Consider the following 17,164-nt stretch of genomic DNA (forward strand, 5'->3'; position numbering starts at 1 on the left):
GGCAGAAGGCGCGGCGGTCGTGTGCGTTAAGAAATCTACCCTTCGTGCTCACCTTAAAGGCGGCGACAGTCAGTGGTGCTCCAAACCGCCGGGATCTGTCTCCTAGTCGGGCTCACAACACCAGCATGTGTCGATCTCGTTGCGCCGACTGCCTATGGGAGTACTTCGACACTGACGCCCTTTTTCATTGTCTGTGGCGCTGCATTTTGCAGGATGAGGGTCTCCTAGGCGTCGCGGCGGTCCACCCTAATCAGTCCCGATGTGGGAATAATCTTGACGCCACATTTCGCAACCTCATCCAGGAATAGGTTTAAACCAAGGGAGTCGCTGGCCATGTGGCCGGCGATAATGACGTTGACATTATTTTTCTCCGCTTCCTTACGGTGTTTCTCGGTCATGTGCATGACAACGAGGGTTCCTACTCCGGCATCGACAAGCTTGCTGTAAGCGTCCTCCGAACCGCTGGTGCCCCCGGTCATGTCGACGACGATCTTCCCGGCCCTGCGTTCGGGTGCACCCACGACGATGGTCGGCCCGGCGTTTTGCTTCGCCGCTTCGGCGAACTCGGGGATTTCCTTGAGACACTTGATGACGTCTTTTAAAGTGCGCGGCTTCTTCTCTTCGATAAGCTTCTGCAGGTAGTCGGTGACGAGGTTGTCGGCGGCCGTATGCACGCACATGAAGGGGATATCCAAAAGCCTGGCCGCATCAACCGCCCTGTTGTGATTCAAAGGCAGGAGCGCCCTCTTCACTTCGCTGATCCTTGCCGCCATCAATCCCTCGGCGACGTTGATGGGCACGCCCAGTTCGGCCAGGATATCCTCCTGGAGGTGCATTACGTCGTAGAGCGCAGCCATCGCCTTGCCCTCGGGATGGTGGGCGACGATCAGATCGACGGTCTGCCCCTTTTCCCGGAGACGATCCGCCAGCAGCACCTCGCCGACCTCCATGTCGATACCGACCAGGGCGACTCCCACCTCCCGTTCCGGATCACCGTAAAGGATACGCGTATCCGAGTAAGGGTTGTGCAGCCTTTCCTCGTCATAGAAGTCCTTTTCGTCAGCCTTCATATCGTTGAACTTATCCTTTTCCCGGGCCAGATAGGCCTGGACCTCTGCTTTGCCCCGCGGATCGTGAGCGATACCCTTTTCCACCGCAAGCCGGTACAGTTCGCCGAGCTTCATTGTGTGCCTCCTTAAAACGACTGTTCTTAGCTATTTTACCCCTTCTGTTTCAATTACCCGCACCAGGCTCTCGTAGCTTTCCTGGAGCTTGTACAGCTCGTCGGCAATGTTGAGGGAAGCCAGAACGGCCGCCTTGATTAATGTCAGGCGTGGATTTCGGTCAATCAGCTCCCGGATTCTGCGGTCAACCTCGTTGGCCACCTTAATGATGTGTTCCGCAGGAGCATCCCCCCGCAAGACGTAAATCTCGCCGCCGATTTCGACTTCCACGCGTGTGGTCGTTGACAACCCCAACTCCCCCATTCACTGCGGGCTGCCCTATTGCCTCAGCTTTCCGCCAAGGGAGGCCAGCGCGGATTTTATATCCTCCATGCTTTTGTTTACTTCCTGGTCGGTTAGCGTCCGGTCCGGTGCCTGGAACTCCAGGGAGAAAGCCAAGCTGCGCCAGCCGGATTCGATCTGCTTGCCCTTATAAACGTCAAACAACGTCACCTTGTGCAGGATGGCACCGCCTTTTTTGGCGATCAGATCCATCACCTCAGCGGCGGGGGTTGTTTCCGGCAGGACCACCGCCAGGTCGCGGTCGACCCCGGGATACCTGGGAAGGTCTTCGATCTGCGCCGCGGTCCTTTGTTTCAGATTAAGCGCTGCGGCCAGGTCAAACTCGCAGGCGACGGCGCGAGCTTGCAGATCGTAAGCTTCCAGAACATCCGGGTGAAGCTCCCCCGCCACGCCCAGGAGCCTTTGGCCGGCGTAGACCGCGGCTGACCGGCCCGGGTGAAAAGACGGATGGTCGACCAGGCGTTTAAAAGTCAGTTCTCCCAGGTTCAAGACCTTCCCGGCCTGTTCCAGGACGCCCTTCAGGAAGAAGAAGTCATACTCATAACCCTTCTTGTTCCAGCCGCGCCGTGACTGGCCGGCGGCCGCCACCGCAAGGACCGGCTGTTCGGCCGGAAGCGGAGAGTCGTCCTGAACGCGGAAGACCGTGGCCATTTCAAACAGCGCCGCGTCGGTATTCCTTCTCTGAAAGTTGCGCGCGAGAAGCTGCACCAGTCCCGGGAACAACAGCGTGCGCATGACCGCTTGATCGTCGCTTAACGGATTGGCGATGTCGATGGTCCGGCGGAGTTCGCTGTCCAGCGGAAGCCGGATGCGGTCGAACACCCCGCGGTCAACGAAACTGTAAGTCACCACCTCGCTCAACCCCAGGCCCGCCAGCAGCATCCTTAATCTTTCCACGGCTTCCTGCTCCGCCGTCCTGAAGCCGTAGGTGGTATCCCCGTAAGGCAGGGTTTCCGGTATCCGGTCATAACCGTGCAGCCGTGCCACCTCTTCGACCAGGTCGATCTCCCGTCCGATATCGGAACGGTGGGCGGGGACGGTTACCGCCAAACCTTTTTCGTCCCCTTGGGGGTTAAAATCCAGGCCGCTGAGAATCCTCTTTATTTCTTCTGTCGGGACTTTGATACCCAGGATGGCATTGACCCTAGCCGGGCGCACGATAATCGTCTTGGGCGCCGGGGGATGGGGATAGACATCAATGATTCCCGGCGCGGCCACGCCCGCCCCGATGGAAACCATCAACTCAACCGCGCGGTCCGCGGCCAGCGCGCAGCCGCTGATGTCAATGCTCCTTTCAAACCGTGACGAGGCTTCCGAGCGCAGGTTCAGCTTACGTGCCGTCCTCCTGACGCTTGCCGGGTCGAAGTAGGCCGATTCGAGAACAATCGTCGTCGTCCTGTCTGTAACCTCACTGTTCAGGCCGCCCATCACGCCAGCTATGCCGATGGCCTTCTCAGGGTCGGCGATCAGCAGCATTTCGCGGTCCAGTTCGCGCTCGGCGTTGTCGAGAGTAACCAGTCTCTCACCCGCCCCGGCGCGCCGCACAATAATCCGGCCGTCCGCCACCGACGCCGCGTCAAAGGCGTGTTGCGGCTGGCCCAACTCCAGCATCACGTAGTTCGTGACGTCGACGATGGCGTTGATCGGCCTCATCCCGGCGGTGTACAGACGGTTCTGCATCCAGAGAGGGGATTGGCCTATTTTGATGCCTGTAACCATTCTGGCCACGTACCGTCGGCACAGTTCCGGCTCCTCGACAATTACGCTCACCTGCCGGGTGATGTCCGTTCCGGCAAAGTTCAGCTGCGGTTGCGGCCGCCGCAGCGGCAGGTTATAAACGGCGGCGACCTCGCGCGCTACGCCGTAAACCGAAAGACAGTCGCCGCGGTTGGGGGTCAGGTCGAGTTCCAGGATGGCGTCTTCCAGGCCGAACAGCGTTTTGACGTCCCGGCCGACAGGCGTGTCGGGAGGCAGGATCAGGATGCCTTCGTGGTCTTCCCCGACACCCAGTTCATCCGCGGCGCAGAGCATTCCCCGTGATTCCAGGCCCCGGAACTTGGCCCTCTTAATAACCATCCCGCCTGCCAAGCGGGCGCCCTCGAGCGCAACCGGCACAATCTGACCGGCACGGATATTCGTAGCCCCGGTTACGATCTGGAGGTCCTCGCCCCTGCCGCAGTCCACCTGGCAAACCGCCAGGCGGTCGGCGTTGGGGTGAGGCGCGACGCTCTTGATTAGTCCGGTGTATACTCTCGATATGTTCTTGCCCCGTTCCTCCACAGTTTCAACGGCGATCCCGGCCGCCGTCAGCGTTTCCGCCAGTTCCTGCGGGGAAACGGCAATATCGACAAATTCTTTCAGCCAGTTATAGGAAACCCGCACTCCGGGTCCTCCTCCCGTTCAAGTAGTAAGCTGTAGGTAGTAGGACTCGTAAGAATTCCCGTTCGGGAATTCCATTTTCTATGGCAATCGGCGCTCGGCATTCGGCATCTAGATAACCACTGATTCAAAAACCGGATGCCAAACATAGTTCTGACTAAACCCTGTGTGTATACATTTCAACCATTGCTGAACGTCCTGCGCCGGTTAAAACTGTCTAAGAAAACGCAGGTCGTTGTCGAAGAACAAACGCAGGTCGTTAACCCCGTATTTCAGCATGGCCACGCGCTCGATGCCCATGCCGAAAGCAAAACCCGTAACCTTTTCGGAATCGTAGCCGGAGACCTCCAGAACCCGCGGGTGGATCATCCCCGCTCCAAGAATCTCCAGCCACCCGGTATATGAGCAGACCCGGCACCCGCCGCCCCCGCAGTTGACGCAGGAAATGTCTACTTCGGCGCTGGGCTCGGTGAACGGGAAAAAGCTCGGGCGAAACCGCATCCCCGTGCCGGGGCTGAACATCTTGCGGACGAAAGTGCCCAGAACGGCCTTCAGATTGCTCAGTGTAACGTTGGTATCGACCAGGAACCCCTCAACCTGGTGGAACATCGGCGAATGGGTGGCGTCATCGTCCCTGCGGTATACCCGGCCGGGAGCGATGATCTTGACGGGAACCTCAGGAGCGGTGCGCTCAAAAGTCCTCACCTGAACCGGCGAGGTATGGGTGCGTAAAAGCAATTCCTCGCTGATAACGAACGTATCCTGCATATCCCGTGCCGGATGGTCCTTCGGAAAATTCAGCGCCTCGAAGTTGTAGTAATCCAGTTCGACTTCCGGACCCTCAACGATACTGAACCCCAAGCCCAGAAAAATATCCTCGATCTCCTTGCGCGTTGAAGAGAGGGGATGAATCGTACCCGCTTCTAAAGCCGTCGCGGGAAGAGTGATATCTATCGTTTCCGCAGCAAGGCGCGCGGCGCGGTGGCTCTCTTTAAGCGCGGCGGCCCTGGCCTCAAGGGCCGCCGCGATGCGCGCCTTCACTTCGTTGGCTACCTTGCCCACCTTCGGTCTTTCTTCCGCAGAGAGCCCCCCCATTCCCCGGAGAACCTGGGTCAGGACACCCTTCTTGCCCAGAAACCTTACCCTTAACTCTTCCAGGGTTTGCAGATCCCCGGCTTGACCTAGCAGCTGTTCGGCCTCGCGGGCAATAGCCTGCAACTTATCCAGCATAAACTGTCAAATCCCCCCTTTTTCTGTTACATTTCTAGTTTAACCCTAAAAATTCCTTTGCACAGGCCCTTTTAACAAAATCGAGTAGAGTAACGCCGCGGTGATCAACTGCGGCGTTAGCCCTCTCACAGAACCATACGTACGGGCCTCGTATACGGCTCCTGGATAAACCTAGCTGCTCCGCATGGAGCAGGACAAAAGACCGACCTTGTACGATTCCAGATTAATCAGTCCCAGCTCGTCAAACCAACTGTTCGGCAAGGCCATATTAATCAGCGGGCTGGCCGAGTTCCGCCATCTGAATATCGAGATTTTCTGGAACTCACCTCTATAGCCCCGCTTGCGCAAAGCCTTGTGCAGCGGTTTCCAGCTCTTCCATTCCCGCATCTGTTTCATTCGCAGTCGCCTCCTGATCCACGCCATCAACTGACCGAATATTTTCTTGCAGTCGGCCCACCTGAAGTAGTTGGCCCAACCACGCAAGACCGGATTCAGCTTCTTAACCATTTCCTCAACATTCATCCCGTGGTTTCTGGGCGTGAGTTCTCTAATCCGCGCCTTGAATTTCTCGTTCCTCTTGGGATGAATGGAGACCCTCTTGGGCCAGATGATGAAGCCAAGGAAGGCTACACCCTTGTGGACGCTGGTTAGGTGCGTTTTTGCCCGGTTGACGACCAGCTTTAATTCCCCTTCGAGGATGGCGGTTGCAATCTGCTGGTAACGCCAGGCTTCCTGCCTTGTGCGAGCGAGTATCAGGATATCGTCAGCGTAGCGGACGATGCGAATGCCTCTATCCTTCATTGCAAACAAAGCCGCCCGGCGTTTATCCCGCCGGGCGGCTTTAAGAACCAGTCAAAATAAAGAATCGTCCTTTATAAGGACGACCCTGCGAAGTATCAGCATTAAAACCTAGTGGAGAACCAGCCTTCTATAAAGCATATACGCCCCGACAGAACCGGTCGCCTCAAAAAGCCTCCAAAAAAACTCGGCGCTCAGTCGCATCCACTCACAACCTTTCAGAATTCTTGGAGACCTTTTGAGGTGATTATAGCATAAGGGTAAAGCTAACACAAGGAAGTTTTGGCCCGCTGCCGTACAGCCTCAAAGATTACAAGGGATGCCGCCACAGCCGCGTTGAGCGATTCAACTCTTCCCGGCATCGGAATGTGCACCAGGCTGTCGGCCGCGTCCCGCAGGACCGGTCCGACGCCCGCCCCCTCGTTTCCCACCACAAGCGCGAGCGGCACGGTCATGTCGCAGTCGTAGAGAGCGACGCCACCCCGCGGATCGGCAACCAGGACCCTGAGGCCCGCGTCTTTCAGTAAGGACACGCACTCCTCGGGCCTTAATCCCTCAATGGCGGGGGTGTGAAACACGGCGCCCGCGGCGGAACGGAGGCACTTGGCATTGTATAGGTCGGCGGACCCGAGGGTCGAAATCACGGCATCAGCGCCGGCTGCCGCCGCCGAACGCAGGACCGTACCCAGGTTGCCTGGGTCCTGGATACCGTCAAGCACGACAACCAGCGTCGCCCCCTTTGGAATGCCTGGCGGGGCAGGTTTTTTGCGCACGACGGCCAATATTCCCTGGGGGGTTTCCGTTTGCGATACGGCGCTGAACACCCTGTCCTCCGCTTCGAGGGTTTCGACTCCCGCGGCGGACGCGCGCTCCAGCAGCGCCCTGACAGCCTCAACCCCTCCCTTGCCCGCAGCGTAAACGACACATTCGACCGGCCAGCCGGATGACAAAGCCTCGCCGGTCATCCGGACGCCCTCGACGATGAACCGCCTTTCCAGGTCCCTGTACTTCCTGGAGTGCAGCCTGATCATGGCTTTGATGCGCTCGTTGTGACGCGACGTAATCTTCACGCTAGCGGCCCCACTTGTCGAAACGTTTGGTCTTGCCGATGGCAACCAGGATGTCGCCTTCCTCGATAACCTGATCGGCACCCGGGGCAACGATGACGTCCGCCCCGCGGCGGATGGCGATGAGGCTGATGCCGTGCCGTCCCCGAATTTCGGCCTCGCCAAGGGTTTTGCCAATCAGGCCCTCGGGCGCAACCAGTTCCACGACGCTGTAATCGGGCGACAGTTCGATGTGGTCGAGGATATTGCCGGAAACCATGGCATGGGCCACGCGTACGCCCATGTCGCGTTCCGGAAAGATGACCTTATCCGCGCCCACACGGGCCAGAACCTTGCCGTGCAGTTCGGTGTTGGCCTTGGCCACGATCCTCCTGACCTTCATCTCTTTGAGCATAACCGTGGTCAGGATGCTGGCCTCAATGTCCGTCCCGATCGCCACGACAACCACGTCAAAACTCTTCAGACCCAGGGCCTTGAGGGCCTCGGCATCAAGAGCGTCGGCCTGAACCGCGTGCGTCACCTCGTCCATAACCGCTTTAACCCTGTCCTCGTCACGGTCAACAGCCAGGACCTCGTAGCCCATCCTGGCCAGCGTGACGGCCAGGCCGGTACCGAAACGGCCGAGACCGATTACCGCAAATTGCTTCATACAAAAACACCCCTTACGGGTTGTTGGCATTGGGTATTCAGTATTGAGTTGAGTATTCGGTATTAGATCTGAATACCGAAATTTCCAGCATTCCATATCCTCACCGCAAACCTAACACCTAATACCTAAAACCCAACACCTGACGGTCACACCAATACTGGTTAAAAAAGAAAAGAGTAGCATATTACGCTACTCTTCTTTATAACACACAAAAGTCTACTTGGCCGCCAATTGGGTTTTGGCCATTTCGACCAGGCGGGTAAAAGCCGGCTGGTCGTTTACCGCCAAATCGGCCAGCATTTTGCGGTTGATCTCCACTCCCGACCGCCTGAGGCCCTCGATGAAACGGTTATAAGAAAGACCGTTCTGGCGGGCGGCGGCGTTGATGCGGGTGATCCAAAGGCGACGGAAATCGCGTTTTCTGGCTCTGCGGTCGCGGTAGGCGTAAAGCAGGGATCTCATAACCTGCTGGTTCGCTACGCGGTAAAGCTTGCTCTTCGCACCCCAGTAGCCCTTGGCGAGCTTGAGAACCTTCTTGTGACGCCTTCTGGCAGCGACATTATTCTTGACACGCGGCATAACACCGGGCCTCCCTTCGGAAACTTGTGTAAATTAATTCAATATGGCAAGAGGGGACGAACGCGAGCGGCGTCTCCGGCCGTAAGAATGATCCCTTGACGAAGCCGGCGCTTTCTCTTAGCGGTCTTCTTCTCCAGGATGTGGCTCTTAAAGCCGTGACGGCCAGCCAGCTTGCCGGTGCCTGTCTTCTTAATCCGTTTGGCAGCACCACGATGGGTCTTGATCTTGGGCAATGTAGTCCGCTCCTTTCTTCAAATCGCTGCAAATTCGGCGAAGGCTGCCGGGTTATTCCTGCGGCGGCTGCTGCTGATGATGATCGGGTTTGGGGGCCAGAATCATGATCATCGACCGGCCTTCGAGCTTCGGCTGCCGTTCGATAACTGCCATATGCTGAACGGCATTGGCCAGCCTGTTCAGCAGCTCATGACCTATCTGCGTATGGACAATCTGGCGGCCACGGAACATCATCGTGACCTTCACCTTGTCCCCTTCTTTAAGGAACCGCATCGTGTTTCGGGTCTTGACCTCAAAATCGTGGGCCTCAATGTTCGGCCTAAGCTTGACTTCCTTCAAATTAACAACGTGCTGTTTCTTTTTGGCCTCTTTTTCACGCTTGCTCTGCTCATATTTGAAACGGCCAAAATCCATAATCCGACAGACAACCGGCTTGGCCTGCGGGGCCACCTCTACAAGGTCAAGACCTTTCTCCTCAGCCAGACGCAAGGCGTCCTTAAGAGGCAGGATTCCGAGCTGCGAACCGTCGGCGCCGATGACCCGCACTTCACGCGCCCGGATTTCCGTATTGATGCGTTGCTCCCTTGAAATACTTATACACCTCCTAAAAAATTAAAGGCGGGCAAACCACCCGCCGGTAAGCATACATAAACCCCTCCAAGGATTTGTCTGCCGCAACCTTGTGGACTCGCGTCGCAAGGTGAGAAGCGGATGGCGCTTCTTCTTGTAAATCATTTACAATTTACCGCATTGATTATAGCATGCCATCGAACGCCCGTCAACTGTTATTGACTTACCCATCCTAACCCCCATCGCCAAACTTCCTACGTCTTAAGTCCTAAGTCCAACAACTGACACCAACAACGGGCCGTGAAACGGTCCTTAGCGGGCTTTCGTCCTGATCTCATCCTGCAGACGGGCAATCAGGCCGTCGAGCGCCATACTGCCGAGGTCGCCGCCGGAACGGTGACGGACGGCCACCGTCCCGCTTTCCACTTCCTTGTCACCGATGATAAGCATGTACGGAACCTTCTGCACCTGGGCCTCACGGATTTTGTAACCTACCTTTTCGTTCCTGCCGTCAAGCTCCACCCGCAGGTCTAGGCGGTCCAGCCGCTCGGTGACCTTCCGCGCATAATCGACATGACGGTCGGTGATGGGGATGACGCGCACCTGGACGGGCGCAAGCCACAAGGGGAAAGCCCCGGCGAAATGCTCCGTCAGGATGGCGATGAAACGCTCAAGACTGCCAAACACTACCCGGTGAAGCATCACCGGCCGGTAGCGCCCCCCGTCCTCGCCAACGTAAGCAAGGTCGAACTTTTCCGGCATCTGGAAGTCGCACTGGATGGTCCCGCACTGCCAGGTCCGGCCCAGGCAGTCCCGCAAGTGGAAGTCGATCTTCGGACCGTAGAAGGCCCCGTCGCCCTCGTTCACTTTATAAGCCAGGCCCTTGGCCTCCAGCGCCCCGCGCAGCGAGTTGGTCGCCAGGTCCCAGAGTTCGTCCGATCCCATCGCCTTGTCGGGTTTGGTCGAGAGCTCGATATGGTAATCGAAGCCGAACACTTCGCGGTAAATGTATTCCACCAGGTCGATGATGCGGATGATCTCCTCCTGGACCTGGTCCGGGCGGCAGAAGATGTGTGCGTCGTCCTGGGTGAAGCAGCGGACGCGCATCAAGCCATGCAGAACCCCGGATTTTTCGTGACGGTGAACAAGCCCCAGTTCGGCCAAGCGGATCGGCAGTTCCCGGTAGCTGTGGACCTTGCTCTTGTACAGCAGGATACCTCCGGGACAGTTCATGGGCTTGACGGCGTAATCGCTTTCGTCAATCTTCGTGAAGTACATGTTTTCCTTATAGTGGTCCCAGTGTCCCGAGCGCTCCCACAACTCGCGGCGGAGGATTATCGGGGTCTTGATTTCCTGGTAGCCGGCCTTTTTGTGGACCTCCCGCCAGAACGCCTCCAGTTCGTTGCGCAGGATCATCCCTTTGGGATGGAAAAACGGAAAACCCGGGCCCTCGTCAAGGATGCTGTAAAGGTCGAGTTCCACCCCCAGCCGCCGGTGGTCGCGGCGCTTGGCTTCCTCCAGCCGGTCGAGGTGTTCCTTTAATGCCGAGGCCTTGGGGAAGGAGGTGCCGTAAATCCGCTGCAGCATTTTGTTTTGTTCGTTCCCGCGCCAGTACGCCCCCGCGGGATTGAGAAGTTTGAAGGCCTTGATATAACCGGTGCTCGGCACGTGGGGACCGGCGCACAGGTCGGTGAAATCCCCCTGGCGGTACATGCTGATCTCGGCATCCTCGGGCAAATCCTCGATCAATTCCACTTTGTAAGGCTCGTTCCGGTTTCTGAAATACTCCAGCGCCTCTTGCCGCGACACGACGCTGCGCTCAAAGGGAGCGTTTTCTTTGACGATCTTCTCCATCTCGGCCTCGATCCTGGCCAAATCCTCGGGGGTAAACGGTTCGTCCACGTCAAAGTCGTAGTAGTAGCCGCCGGCGATGGCCGGGCCGATCGCAATCCTGGCGTCGGGAAACAGGCGCTTGACAGCCTGGGCCATAATGTGCGCCGTGCTGTGACGGTATACTTGGCGCCCTTCTTCGTCGTCAAAGGTCAAGAACTCGATGGCGGCATCCTCGTGCAGGGGGCGGTTGAGGTCTACCACCCGCCCGTTGACTTTGGCCGCTACAGCTTCTTTGACCAGCCTCGGCCCGATCCTGCCGGCCACTTCAAGAGGCGTGACGCCTTGCGGAAACTGCAGGATCTTGCCGTCCTTCAACGTAACGTTAATCATTGTTTCGCTCCTCTGCGCATAAAATAAAACCCCTCGCCCATCCAGGGACGAGAGGTTGGTTTCCCGCGGTTCCACCCTGCTTGGGGGTATGATTAACCCCCCGGCTTCGGCGGCAGGTAACGGTGCCAACCCGGTCCGCCTTTACAGCGGACGGCTCCGGGGGCGGTTTTCAACCGGTCAGGGCCTGAAGGCGCTTGCAGCCGTCGGCAGCCTTCTCTCTGAAAGGATGACTGGTTTACTCTTCCCCATCAACGCCTATGCTTTGCTTGAAGCCAAATTATATTCGACTATTAGGACTTTGTCAACACGAACAGATAAACAACGCCCATCTGAACAAGGCCGATCAGGAAACCGAGCACGCCGCCCAGTACAGTTATGTGGCGTAACTCCCTGGAGGCCACCTTAACAACCACCTTCTCCAGTTCTTCGAGCGGGAAGGAGTTAAGTCTTTCCTCAATTAGCCTGCTAATCTTGATTTCGTGTTGCGCGCCGTGCGAGAGTTCGTCGATCAGCTTCTCGATAAACTCGGGCACACGGTCGGCCACGATCTCGGCGATGAACTCCGCGAAAAAACGCTTCAGGGAAAGCGGGAGAAGAGCCGGGGATTTGGCGACCACGGCGTCATGGACGGCGGTGCGGACGGACTCGGTCAGCTTGCCGGCCAGCCTGCTTGTCTCCACGTAGACCAGCAGGTCGTCCACCGAAAACAGATCGGTTTCGACAACCTCACCTATAGTGCGCGCCAAATCGTAGCGCCTTTTGGGCAGGAGGCCCTGAACGACTATCGGGCCAAATCGGACTGGTTTGTATGGCCGGAAGATCATCTTCACCGCCAGCAGGTTTGTGAACCAACCGATTAAAGCCCCGATAAAGGGAATCGAGATCAGGCTGAGCCAGAACAAGCCCCTTCCACCCCGCGCATCAAGGGTCTGTCGAAAACCTGGGGCTGCTTAAAAATAAGCTTTTCAACAGTCCCATCAATAAGCGCCTTAACTATAACAGATTCAAGCAAGCGCGGGCAAGGGGTGTAACCGGTCAGGCGTTATTCCAGATCGAACATAGGTTGCAGCCTGAACACCGGACGAGGGCTTCGCTAAAGACATCCTGGAGAGTCGCCCGGGTCGCCGCCAGGCAGAACTGCCCGTGGAGGATGACCTTTTTGGGACCGAGAGCCACCACACTCGAGATGAGAAGGTCCTCGTGGTTCACCTCGTCGTCGTTGATGCCCAGTTCCTCGGCATTGGTCGCGACCAGGCACATGCGCTCGTCGTAAATACGGAAGGTCTTGGGAGGGGTCAGGATGATGTGCACGGTTGAGCATTCGCCTTTTTCGGCTACAAAATTTTTCAACATCCGGATAAAATCCTGGTTCTCCTGCTGGAAGAGCTGCTCGTCGAGAACCCGGCTGGCCGTCGACCCTACCAGGCCGATAAGGTCCCGGAGCCTGAAGCGGACAAAGCCTTCAACGTTAAGTATCGACGAGTTTTGCAGATACCGCGATATTCTGCTTTCAACACGCCTCTGAAACTGTTCCAGCAGCCTGCGGTCGGCGTTAAGATGGTCCCGGACAAGGTCCCAGTCGTCCTTGTCCAGCCATTCCGCTTTCCTGCGCAACTCTTCGCCTATGAGGGACTCCCACTCGGCTACGAGCAACGCGGCAACCGCCGTCGCTATCGCGGCCCGGAACCCGGAATGATCCCGCCGCCCGAAGAAACGCTTTTCATAAAGGCGGCAGCGAAAGCACCCGGCCGGTTTCTCCCGATAGCTGACGCGTAAGCCTTTGCCGCGCAGGATCCTGAACTCGCGCCGGAGGTAGTCGCCAAGAAGCTTTGCCCGCTCAGGTTCAGTGGCGACCAACAAATCCATATTTCCAGGACTCCTTTCACACCCGGATACTACATGGTAGACGCCCTCCCCATGCAATATAACCAAAAGAAGGCCTTCGCTTTTCGCGAAGGCCTTCTTTTGGGTGTGTGTCGGAAACCGAAGGGATTGGCCCTACTAATCCCTCAAACATCTCTAAGTTTCATGTCTAAAACCGGTCTATCTCAAAAACCCTTAAACACGTTATCGTTGTGGTACTCGGCAAACTCAGGGGAAATCTTATGTTTAACAACCATGGCCCGGCCGTTCTGCCGGTCGCGGGGATCTACGTGAATGACCCTGTTCCTGTTGAGATCAAGGCCCAGGGCGCCTACTTCAAACATGACGTAATGGTTCGGGCAAAGCACCAGCAGGTTTTCCTGGGCGTCAGGTCCACCCAGGGAGAGCGGTTTCAAATAATAGCCCGTCACGAGCGGTTCTCCCGAACCCAGCGTCCACTGGTGGTTGCAGAGCTGGCAGGTGTAGTTGTACAATGCTTTCAGTTCTTTAACCGGTGCCGTTTCTGCGGCCAGCCTGTCACTCCAGGCCGACCTGGCCTCGTTTCCCATTGGCGATCGCACCCCCATCAGTTCTTCCTCGGTTTCCTTTTGTTTGCGCGAACAAGATTCTGTTCTTCTACCATATCATAATCTCCAAACCTTGGCAAAGTTATTGGGGTTGCCTGTCAAAAACGGTTACCCGTCCGCCCATACTTGGCACATAAGCGTCACAGGACGTATTATAAGGCAGAAGAGGATATACAAAGGAGGTGTTTGCTAATGCCTCAAGTCGGTGCCAACATACGGCAGGCAAGAGAAAGGTCCGGCATCAGCCAGCGACGGCTGGCGGCCCGGACCGGCCTGTCGCCCCAGTTTATCAGCGACATAGAACGTGGGCGAACCCCGCCCAGCATTAAGACCCTGAAGTTAATCGCCGAGGTCTTAAACGTCCCCCCGGCAGCGCTTATGGAAGAAACCGGACTGCCCGGCGAAACGCCACAGGTGGCAAAGGTTCCTCTCCTGGGACGCGTGCCTGCGGGAAGCCCTGTTTTATCCGAGGAAATCTTTGAGGACGAGATTCCTCTTCCCCGGCAGTGGGTCAAAGAACCCTCGTTTCTTCTTAAAGCCAGGGGTACAAGCATGGTGGATGTCGGCATTGAGGATGGCGACCTGGTGCTGGTGCGCTGCCAGCCGGCGGCGGAAAACGGGCAGGTCGTAATCGCCCGGATTAACGGGGAGGTAACCTGCAAGCGCTTTTACCGCAGTGGCCCCGAAGTCATCCTGGAACCCGCCAACCCCGGCTTTAAACCATTGCGCTACCAGGCCGCGGACGTCGAGATCGTAGGCATCGTCACCCACATCATCAAGACGCTATCCTGACGGATTGGCGTCGCATTGATTATTGAGCTTTGGGCACCGGGCATTGGGATATTTTGACTCTTAGGACCAACACTTAACTACTGACTACTGACTACTGACTGTTAACAACTTATGACTTCTTTTGTGTAAACCCGTAACTCCCGATGTTTACCCCAACAAGACGGTACTCGGGATTACAATAGGCATAGGGTTTTGCCAGGGAGAAATCCAGGCGCCCCGATTCCGTCAGGATATCCTTGCTGTAGTGAACAGTCACAACCTCCGCGATGAAGACATCGTGAGAACCGAGGCTGACGACCTGCTGGACCTTGCACTCGATGTTAACAGGGCACTCCTTAATCAACGGTGCCTTGACCTTCCGAGCGGGAACGGCAGACAGCCCTGTTTCCTTAAATTTGTCAATGTCTTTGCCGGAAACGGTACCGCACCAGTCAACGACTTTCACCTGGTCGCTGGAAGGAATGTTGACGACAAACTCCCCAGACTCCTTGATCAGCCGGTGAGAATACCGTGACGGGCGGACACTGACGTAAACCATCGGCGGTTCGGAGTTGAGGATGCCGGTCCAGGCGATGGTGATGATGTTGGGTTTCTCGCCTTCCAGAACAGAGGTAACCATAACGGCAGGAACTGGAAATAGGGCCGGAAACGGTTCTCGAACGACCTTGTCTATCGTTGATCCCTCCCGCGCGTTTTATCTGATGCTAACTTCTTTTGCCAGAGGTGTCAATATCTATCTATGAACAAATGCCTCTTATGGGTCGGCCTCTTGCTTATCCTCTTCTCGGCGGCGAGTCTCGTCCTGGTCCTCTCCCTATCATTCCCGGGACGAACTTAGACAGGCAAACCGGCTGCAAAAGAAAAGGTCCCCGGGAGGGGCTCTTTATCATTTCCCTTCTGCAAATCCCTATGATCAAATACTGCTTTCTTCGTTGCCATTTCTCTTCTCGTTCCTCCTCTTCTCGTCTAATGCTTGCCGCCTCAGTAAAAAGGCACGGCTGTTAACCTCTCTCAACTTTGGTTTTACGATATCCAAAAGCGCTTCCTCCAGCACCTCTGCGGGGAAAGGCAGGAGCCCGGGCAGTGCGGCCGCGATCCCGAGAAGAACAGAGTTGGCGGCCCGGACGTTCCCGGCCTGGCGGGCCAATCCGTCGGCATCGATCAGCACCGCCTCCGGCACCCTTTGCTTCAGGTAAGCAGTTAATCCAAAACCTTTCTTATCTGAGCGGACCCTCTTCAATCTCATCTGCAGAGCGAATTTAAACTAGTTTAATACATTTTAAGCCGGTTGTCACGATTAAGGAGATCCTCTTTGTTCTCGGCGTAGCGTTCCAAATGGGGCATCAACTGCCGTCCGAACCTTTCCTTTCCCACCCGCAAAGGGTTGTCAACGGGATCGACGGCTTTGACCTCGTGCTTACAAAGCGTTGTGGCAACCCTTTCCCCGACGGGAACAATACGGTCGAACTCAAAAACCTGCTCAAGCTCCATGACGAATCCTACCCCTACCTCCATCTCCCACTCGGAGGGGCTGCGGTAGCTCTCTTCCTGCCCTTCACGGTGGGGGTGGCAGGGAAAGCAATACCAGAGCAGGGGCAAGTGGAGGCTTTCCTCCAGGATGCTCCAGACCGTTGAGGCCGCGCGGTCCTGCCATCCTCCGGGAACGCCGCTGGTTTGGCGGTAACGGTAGGCCGTACCGAACAGGTCCCAGTTCTTAAGGCCGCACAGCATAATGGCCTCGCTGGTGAAAGGAATCCCCGACTGGCGGGTCCCGGTGAAGCCCGGGGCCTCACCGACGATTAACACCCGGGGCTTAAACTCAAACATTTTGGTAAGGTACAGGGCCAGGTTTCCCCGGCGGTAAGCGCTGCCCGACGCTTCTTCATGGTACTGGTTGAAGACCCGAGGACCGGGCCTGATCATCGGCAGACGGTTGATTATCGCCGCTAGGGCGGCGTATTCGGGTTTGATCAACACAAGAGCACTCTCCTTAAAGGGCGTTAAAGGACGTTGAAAAACACTCTTTTAAGCTTTGCTTCCTTGTACATTCGGTCACCCTTGTACATTCGGTCACCAAGGATACTTTCCTTCTAGTTTCACCTGAGAAACCCGTTGCGAAACTGCGCCCGTCTTGGCATCGGTATTTTTGCAGCGTTCTCCCGGCAAGATGCTATAAACCACCCGCAATCCGTTATACCATAGAAGGAAACGACGCCCCGTTGTCTAATTCACCTTTTGCTTACGCAGGCGGAGGTAAAGGATGGCTGAGGCAGGAAGAACAACATACGAAGATATCCTCGAAAAGCTGCAGGTCTTGGCCGATCCCGCGGCGGTAGAGGGCATGGCCAAATACGGGATTACCCCCGTCATAACCTTCGGCGTGTCGATTCCCAACCTTAGAAGGATAGCCAAAGAAACCGGGCGGGACCACGACCTTGCCCGGCGGCTCTGGGCGGCGGATATTCGCGAAACCAGAATCCTGGCGAGCATGATCGATGATCCGAAGCTGGTCACCGAAGAGCAGATGGAAAACTGGGTCAAAGATTTCAACTACCCTGAAAAAACGGTCCTTGCTATCGGGTCTGGGTTTATCCCCGAAAGCAACTTTGCTCAAAGCTTCGGGCACCGTTCTTAGCGAAGGTGAGGTCAGCGTGATTGCCGACGAGG

General features: G+C 56.7%; 19 protein-coding genes and 1 other annotated feature. Of the genes, 2 read left to right on the forward strand and 17 right to left on the reverse strand.

Going from position 1 to position 17,164, the window contains the following annotated elements; all coding sequences use genetic code 11:
* Positions 1-224 precede the first annotated feature (224 nt).
* From ACUM6F_RS11910 to ACUM6F_RS11975, 14 genes are all read right to left on the reverse strand, one after another.
* Positions 225-1,184 carry an NGG1p interacting factor NIF3 gene (locus ACUM6F_RS11910; RefSeq protein WP_425621997.1) on the reverse strand — a complete coding sequence of 320 codons (960 nt, stop codon included), beginning with the start codon at positions 1,182-1,184 and terminating at the stop codon, positions 225-227.
* 30 nt (positions 1,185-1,214) lie between these two features.
* On the reverse strand, positions 1,215-1,472 hold the full coding sequence (locus ACUM6F_RS11915) for a cell division protein ZapA (protein ID WP_445349364.1): 258 nt from the start codon (positions 1,470-1,472) through the stop codon (positions 1,215-1,217).
* A 30-nt stretch (positions 1,473-1,502) separates the two neighbouring features.
* Positions 1,503-3,908, reverse strand: a complete 2,406-nt coding sequence (gene pheT, locus ACUM6F_RS11920) for a phenylalanine--tRNA ligase subunit beta (protein ID WP_445349365.1) — start codon at positions 3,906-3,908, stop codon at positions 1,503-1,505.
* Positions 3,909-4,112: 204 nt separating this feature from the next.
* Positions 4,113-5,135 (reverse strand): phenylalanine--tRNA ligase subunit alpha, encoded by a 1,023-nt coding sequence (pheS, locus tag ACUM6F_RS11925; RefSeq protein ID WP_445349366.1) that lies wholly within the window; start codon positions 5,133-5,135, stop codon positions 4,113-4,115.
* A 171-nt stretch (positions 5,136-5,306) separates the two neighbouring features.
* Positions 5,307-5,936: a group II intron maturase-specific domain-containing protein gene (locus ACUM6F_RS11930; RefSeq protein ID WP_445349367.1), complete on the reverse strand. Its 630-nt coding sequence runs from the start codon at positions 5,934-5,936 to the stop codon at positions 5,307-5,309.
* Between the two features lie 263 nt (positions 5,937-6,199).
* Entirely contained in the window at positions 6,200-7,003 is an 804-nt protein-coding gene (locus ACUM6F_RS11935; RefSeq protein ID WP_445349368.1) for a TrmH family RNA methyltransferase, read from the reverse strand.
* A 1-nt stretch (position 7,004) separates the two neighbouring features.
* Complete coding sequence (locus tag ACUM6F_RS11940) at positions 7,005-7,649, reverse strand: potassium channel family protein (protein WP_425622004.1); 645 nt, start codon at positions 7,647-7,649, stop codon at positions 7,005-7,007.
* Positions 7,650-7,865: 216 nt separating this feature from the next.
* Entirely contained in the window at positions 7,866-8,228 is a 363-nt protein-coding gene (rplT, locus tag ACUM6F_RS11945; protein ID WP_425622005.1) for a 50S ribosomal protein L20, read from the reverse strand.
* A gap of 38 nt (positions 8,229-8,266) precedes the next feature.
* Positions 8,267-8,461 carry a 50S ribosomal protein L35 gene (gene rpmI / locus ACUM6F_RS11950; protein ID WP_425622006.1) on the reverse strand — a complete coding sequence of 65 codons (195 nt, stop codon included), beginning with the start codon at positions 8,459-8,461 and terminating at the stop codon, positions 8,267-8,269.
* 52 nt (positions 8,462-8,513) lie between these two features.
* Positions 8,514-9,059: a translation initiation factor IF-3 gene (gene infC, locus ACUM6F_RS11955; RefSeq protein WP_479684217.1), complete on the reverse strand. Its 546-nt coding sequence runs from the start codon at positions 9,057-9,059 to the stop codon at positions 8,514-8,516.
* 285 nt (positions 9,060-9,344) lie between these two features.
* A complete protein-coding gene (thrS, locus tag ACUM6F_RS11960; RefSeq protein WP_445349369.1) occupies positions 9,345-11,255 on the reverse strand; it encodes a threonine--tRNA ligase in 1,911 nt (636 codons plus the stop codon).
* 40 nt (positions 11,256-11,295) lie between these two features.
* Positions 11,296-11,516, reverse strand: a binding site (T-box leader).
* Between the two features lie 29 nt (positions 11,517-11,545).
* Positions 11,546-12,157 (reverse strand): DUF445 domain-containing protein, encoded by a 612-nt coding sequence (locus ACUM6F_RS11965; protein ID WP_425622008.1) that lies wholly within the window; start codon positions 12,155-12,157, stop codon positions 11,546-11,548.
* 133 nt (positions 12,158-12,290) lie between these two features.
* Complete coding sequence (gene ytxC / locus ACUM6F_RS11970; protein WP_425622009.1) at positions 12,291-13,121, reverse strand: sporulation protein YtxC; 831 nt, start codon at positions 13,119-13,121, stop codon at positions 12,291-12,293.
* 182 nt (positions 13,122-13,303) lie between these two features.
* Positions 13,304-13,687 (reverse strand): hypothetical protein, encoded by a 384-nt coding sequence (locus tag ACUM6F_RS11975; protein WP_425622010.1) that lies wholly within the window; start codon positions 13,685-13,687, stop codon positions 13,304-13,306.
* Positions 13,688-13,897: 210 nt separating this feature from the next.
* Here ACUM6F_RS11975 and lexA point away from each other — a divergent pair, with 210 nt between their 5' ends.
* Positions 13,898-14,497, forward strand: coding sequence for a transcriptional repressor LexA (gene lexA / locus ACUM6F_RS11980; protein ID WP_425622011.1), 600 nt, complete (start codon positions 13,898-13,900; stop codon positions 14,495-14,497).
* Between the two features lie 109 nt (positions 14,498-14,606).
* Here the strand turns inward: lexA and ACUM6F_RS11985 are convergent, their stop codons facing one another.
* From ACUM6F_RS11985 to ACUM6F_RS11995, 3 genes are all read right to left on the reverse strand, one after another.
* A complete protein-coding gene (locus ACUM6F_RS11985) occupies positions 14,607-15,170 on the reverse strand; it encodes a flavin reductase family protein (protein ID WP_445349373.1) in 564 nt (187 codons plus the stop codon).
* Positions 15,171-15,410: 240 nt separating this feature from the next.
* A complete protein-coding gene (locus tag ACUM6F_RS11990) occupies positions 15,411-15,743 on the reverse strand; it encodes a 2-oxoacid:acceptor oxidoreductase family protein (RefSeq protein WP_445349370.1) in 333 nt (110 codons plus the stop codon).
* A 23-nt stretch (positions 15,744-15,766) separates the two neighbouring features.
* Positions 15,767-16,474 (reverse strand): uracil-DNA glycosylase family protein, encoded by a 708-nt coding sequence (locus ACUM6F_RS11995; protein ID WP_445349371.1) that lies wholly within the window; start codon positions 16,472-16,474, stop codon positions 15,767-15,769.
* 283 nt (positions 16,475-16,757) lie between these two features.
* Between ACUM6F_RS11995 and ACUM6F_RS12000 the strand changes: the two genes are divergently transcribed.
* The gene (locus tag ACUM6F_RS12000) at positions 16,758-17,132 is read left to right on the forward strand and encodes a DNA alkylation repair protein (protein ID WP_445349372.1); all 375 of its coding nucleotides are present in this window, start codon (positions 16,758-16,760) and stop codon (positions 17,130-17,132) included.
* The last annotated feature ends 32 nt before the right edge of the window (positions 17,133-17,164 follow it).

This window comes from Desulforudis sp. DRI-14 (genome assembly GCF_052618305.1).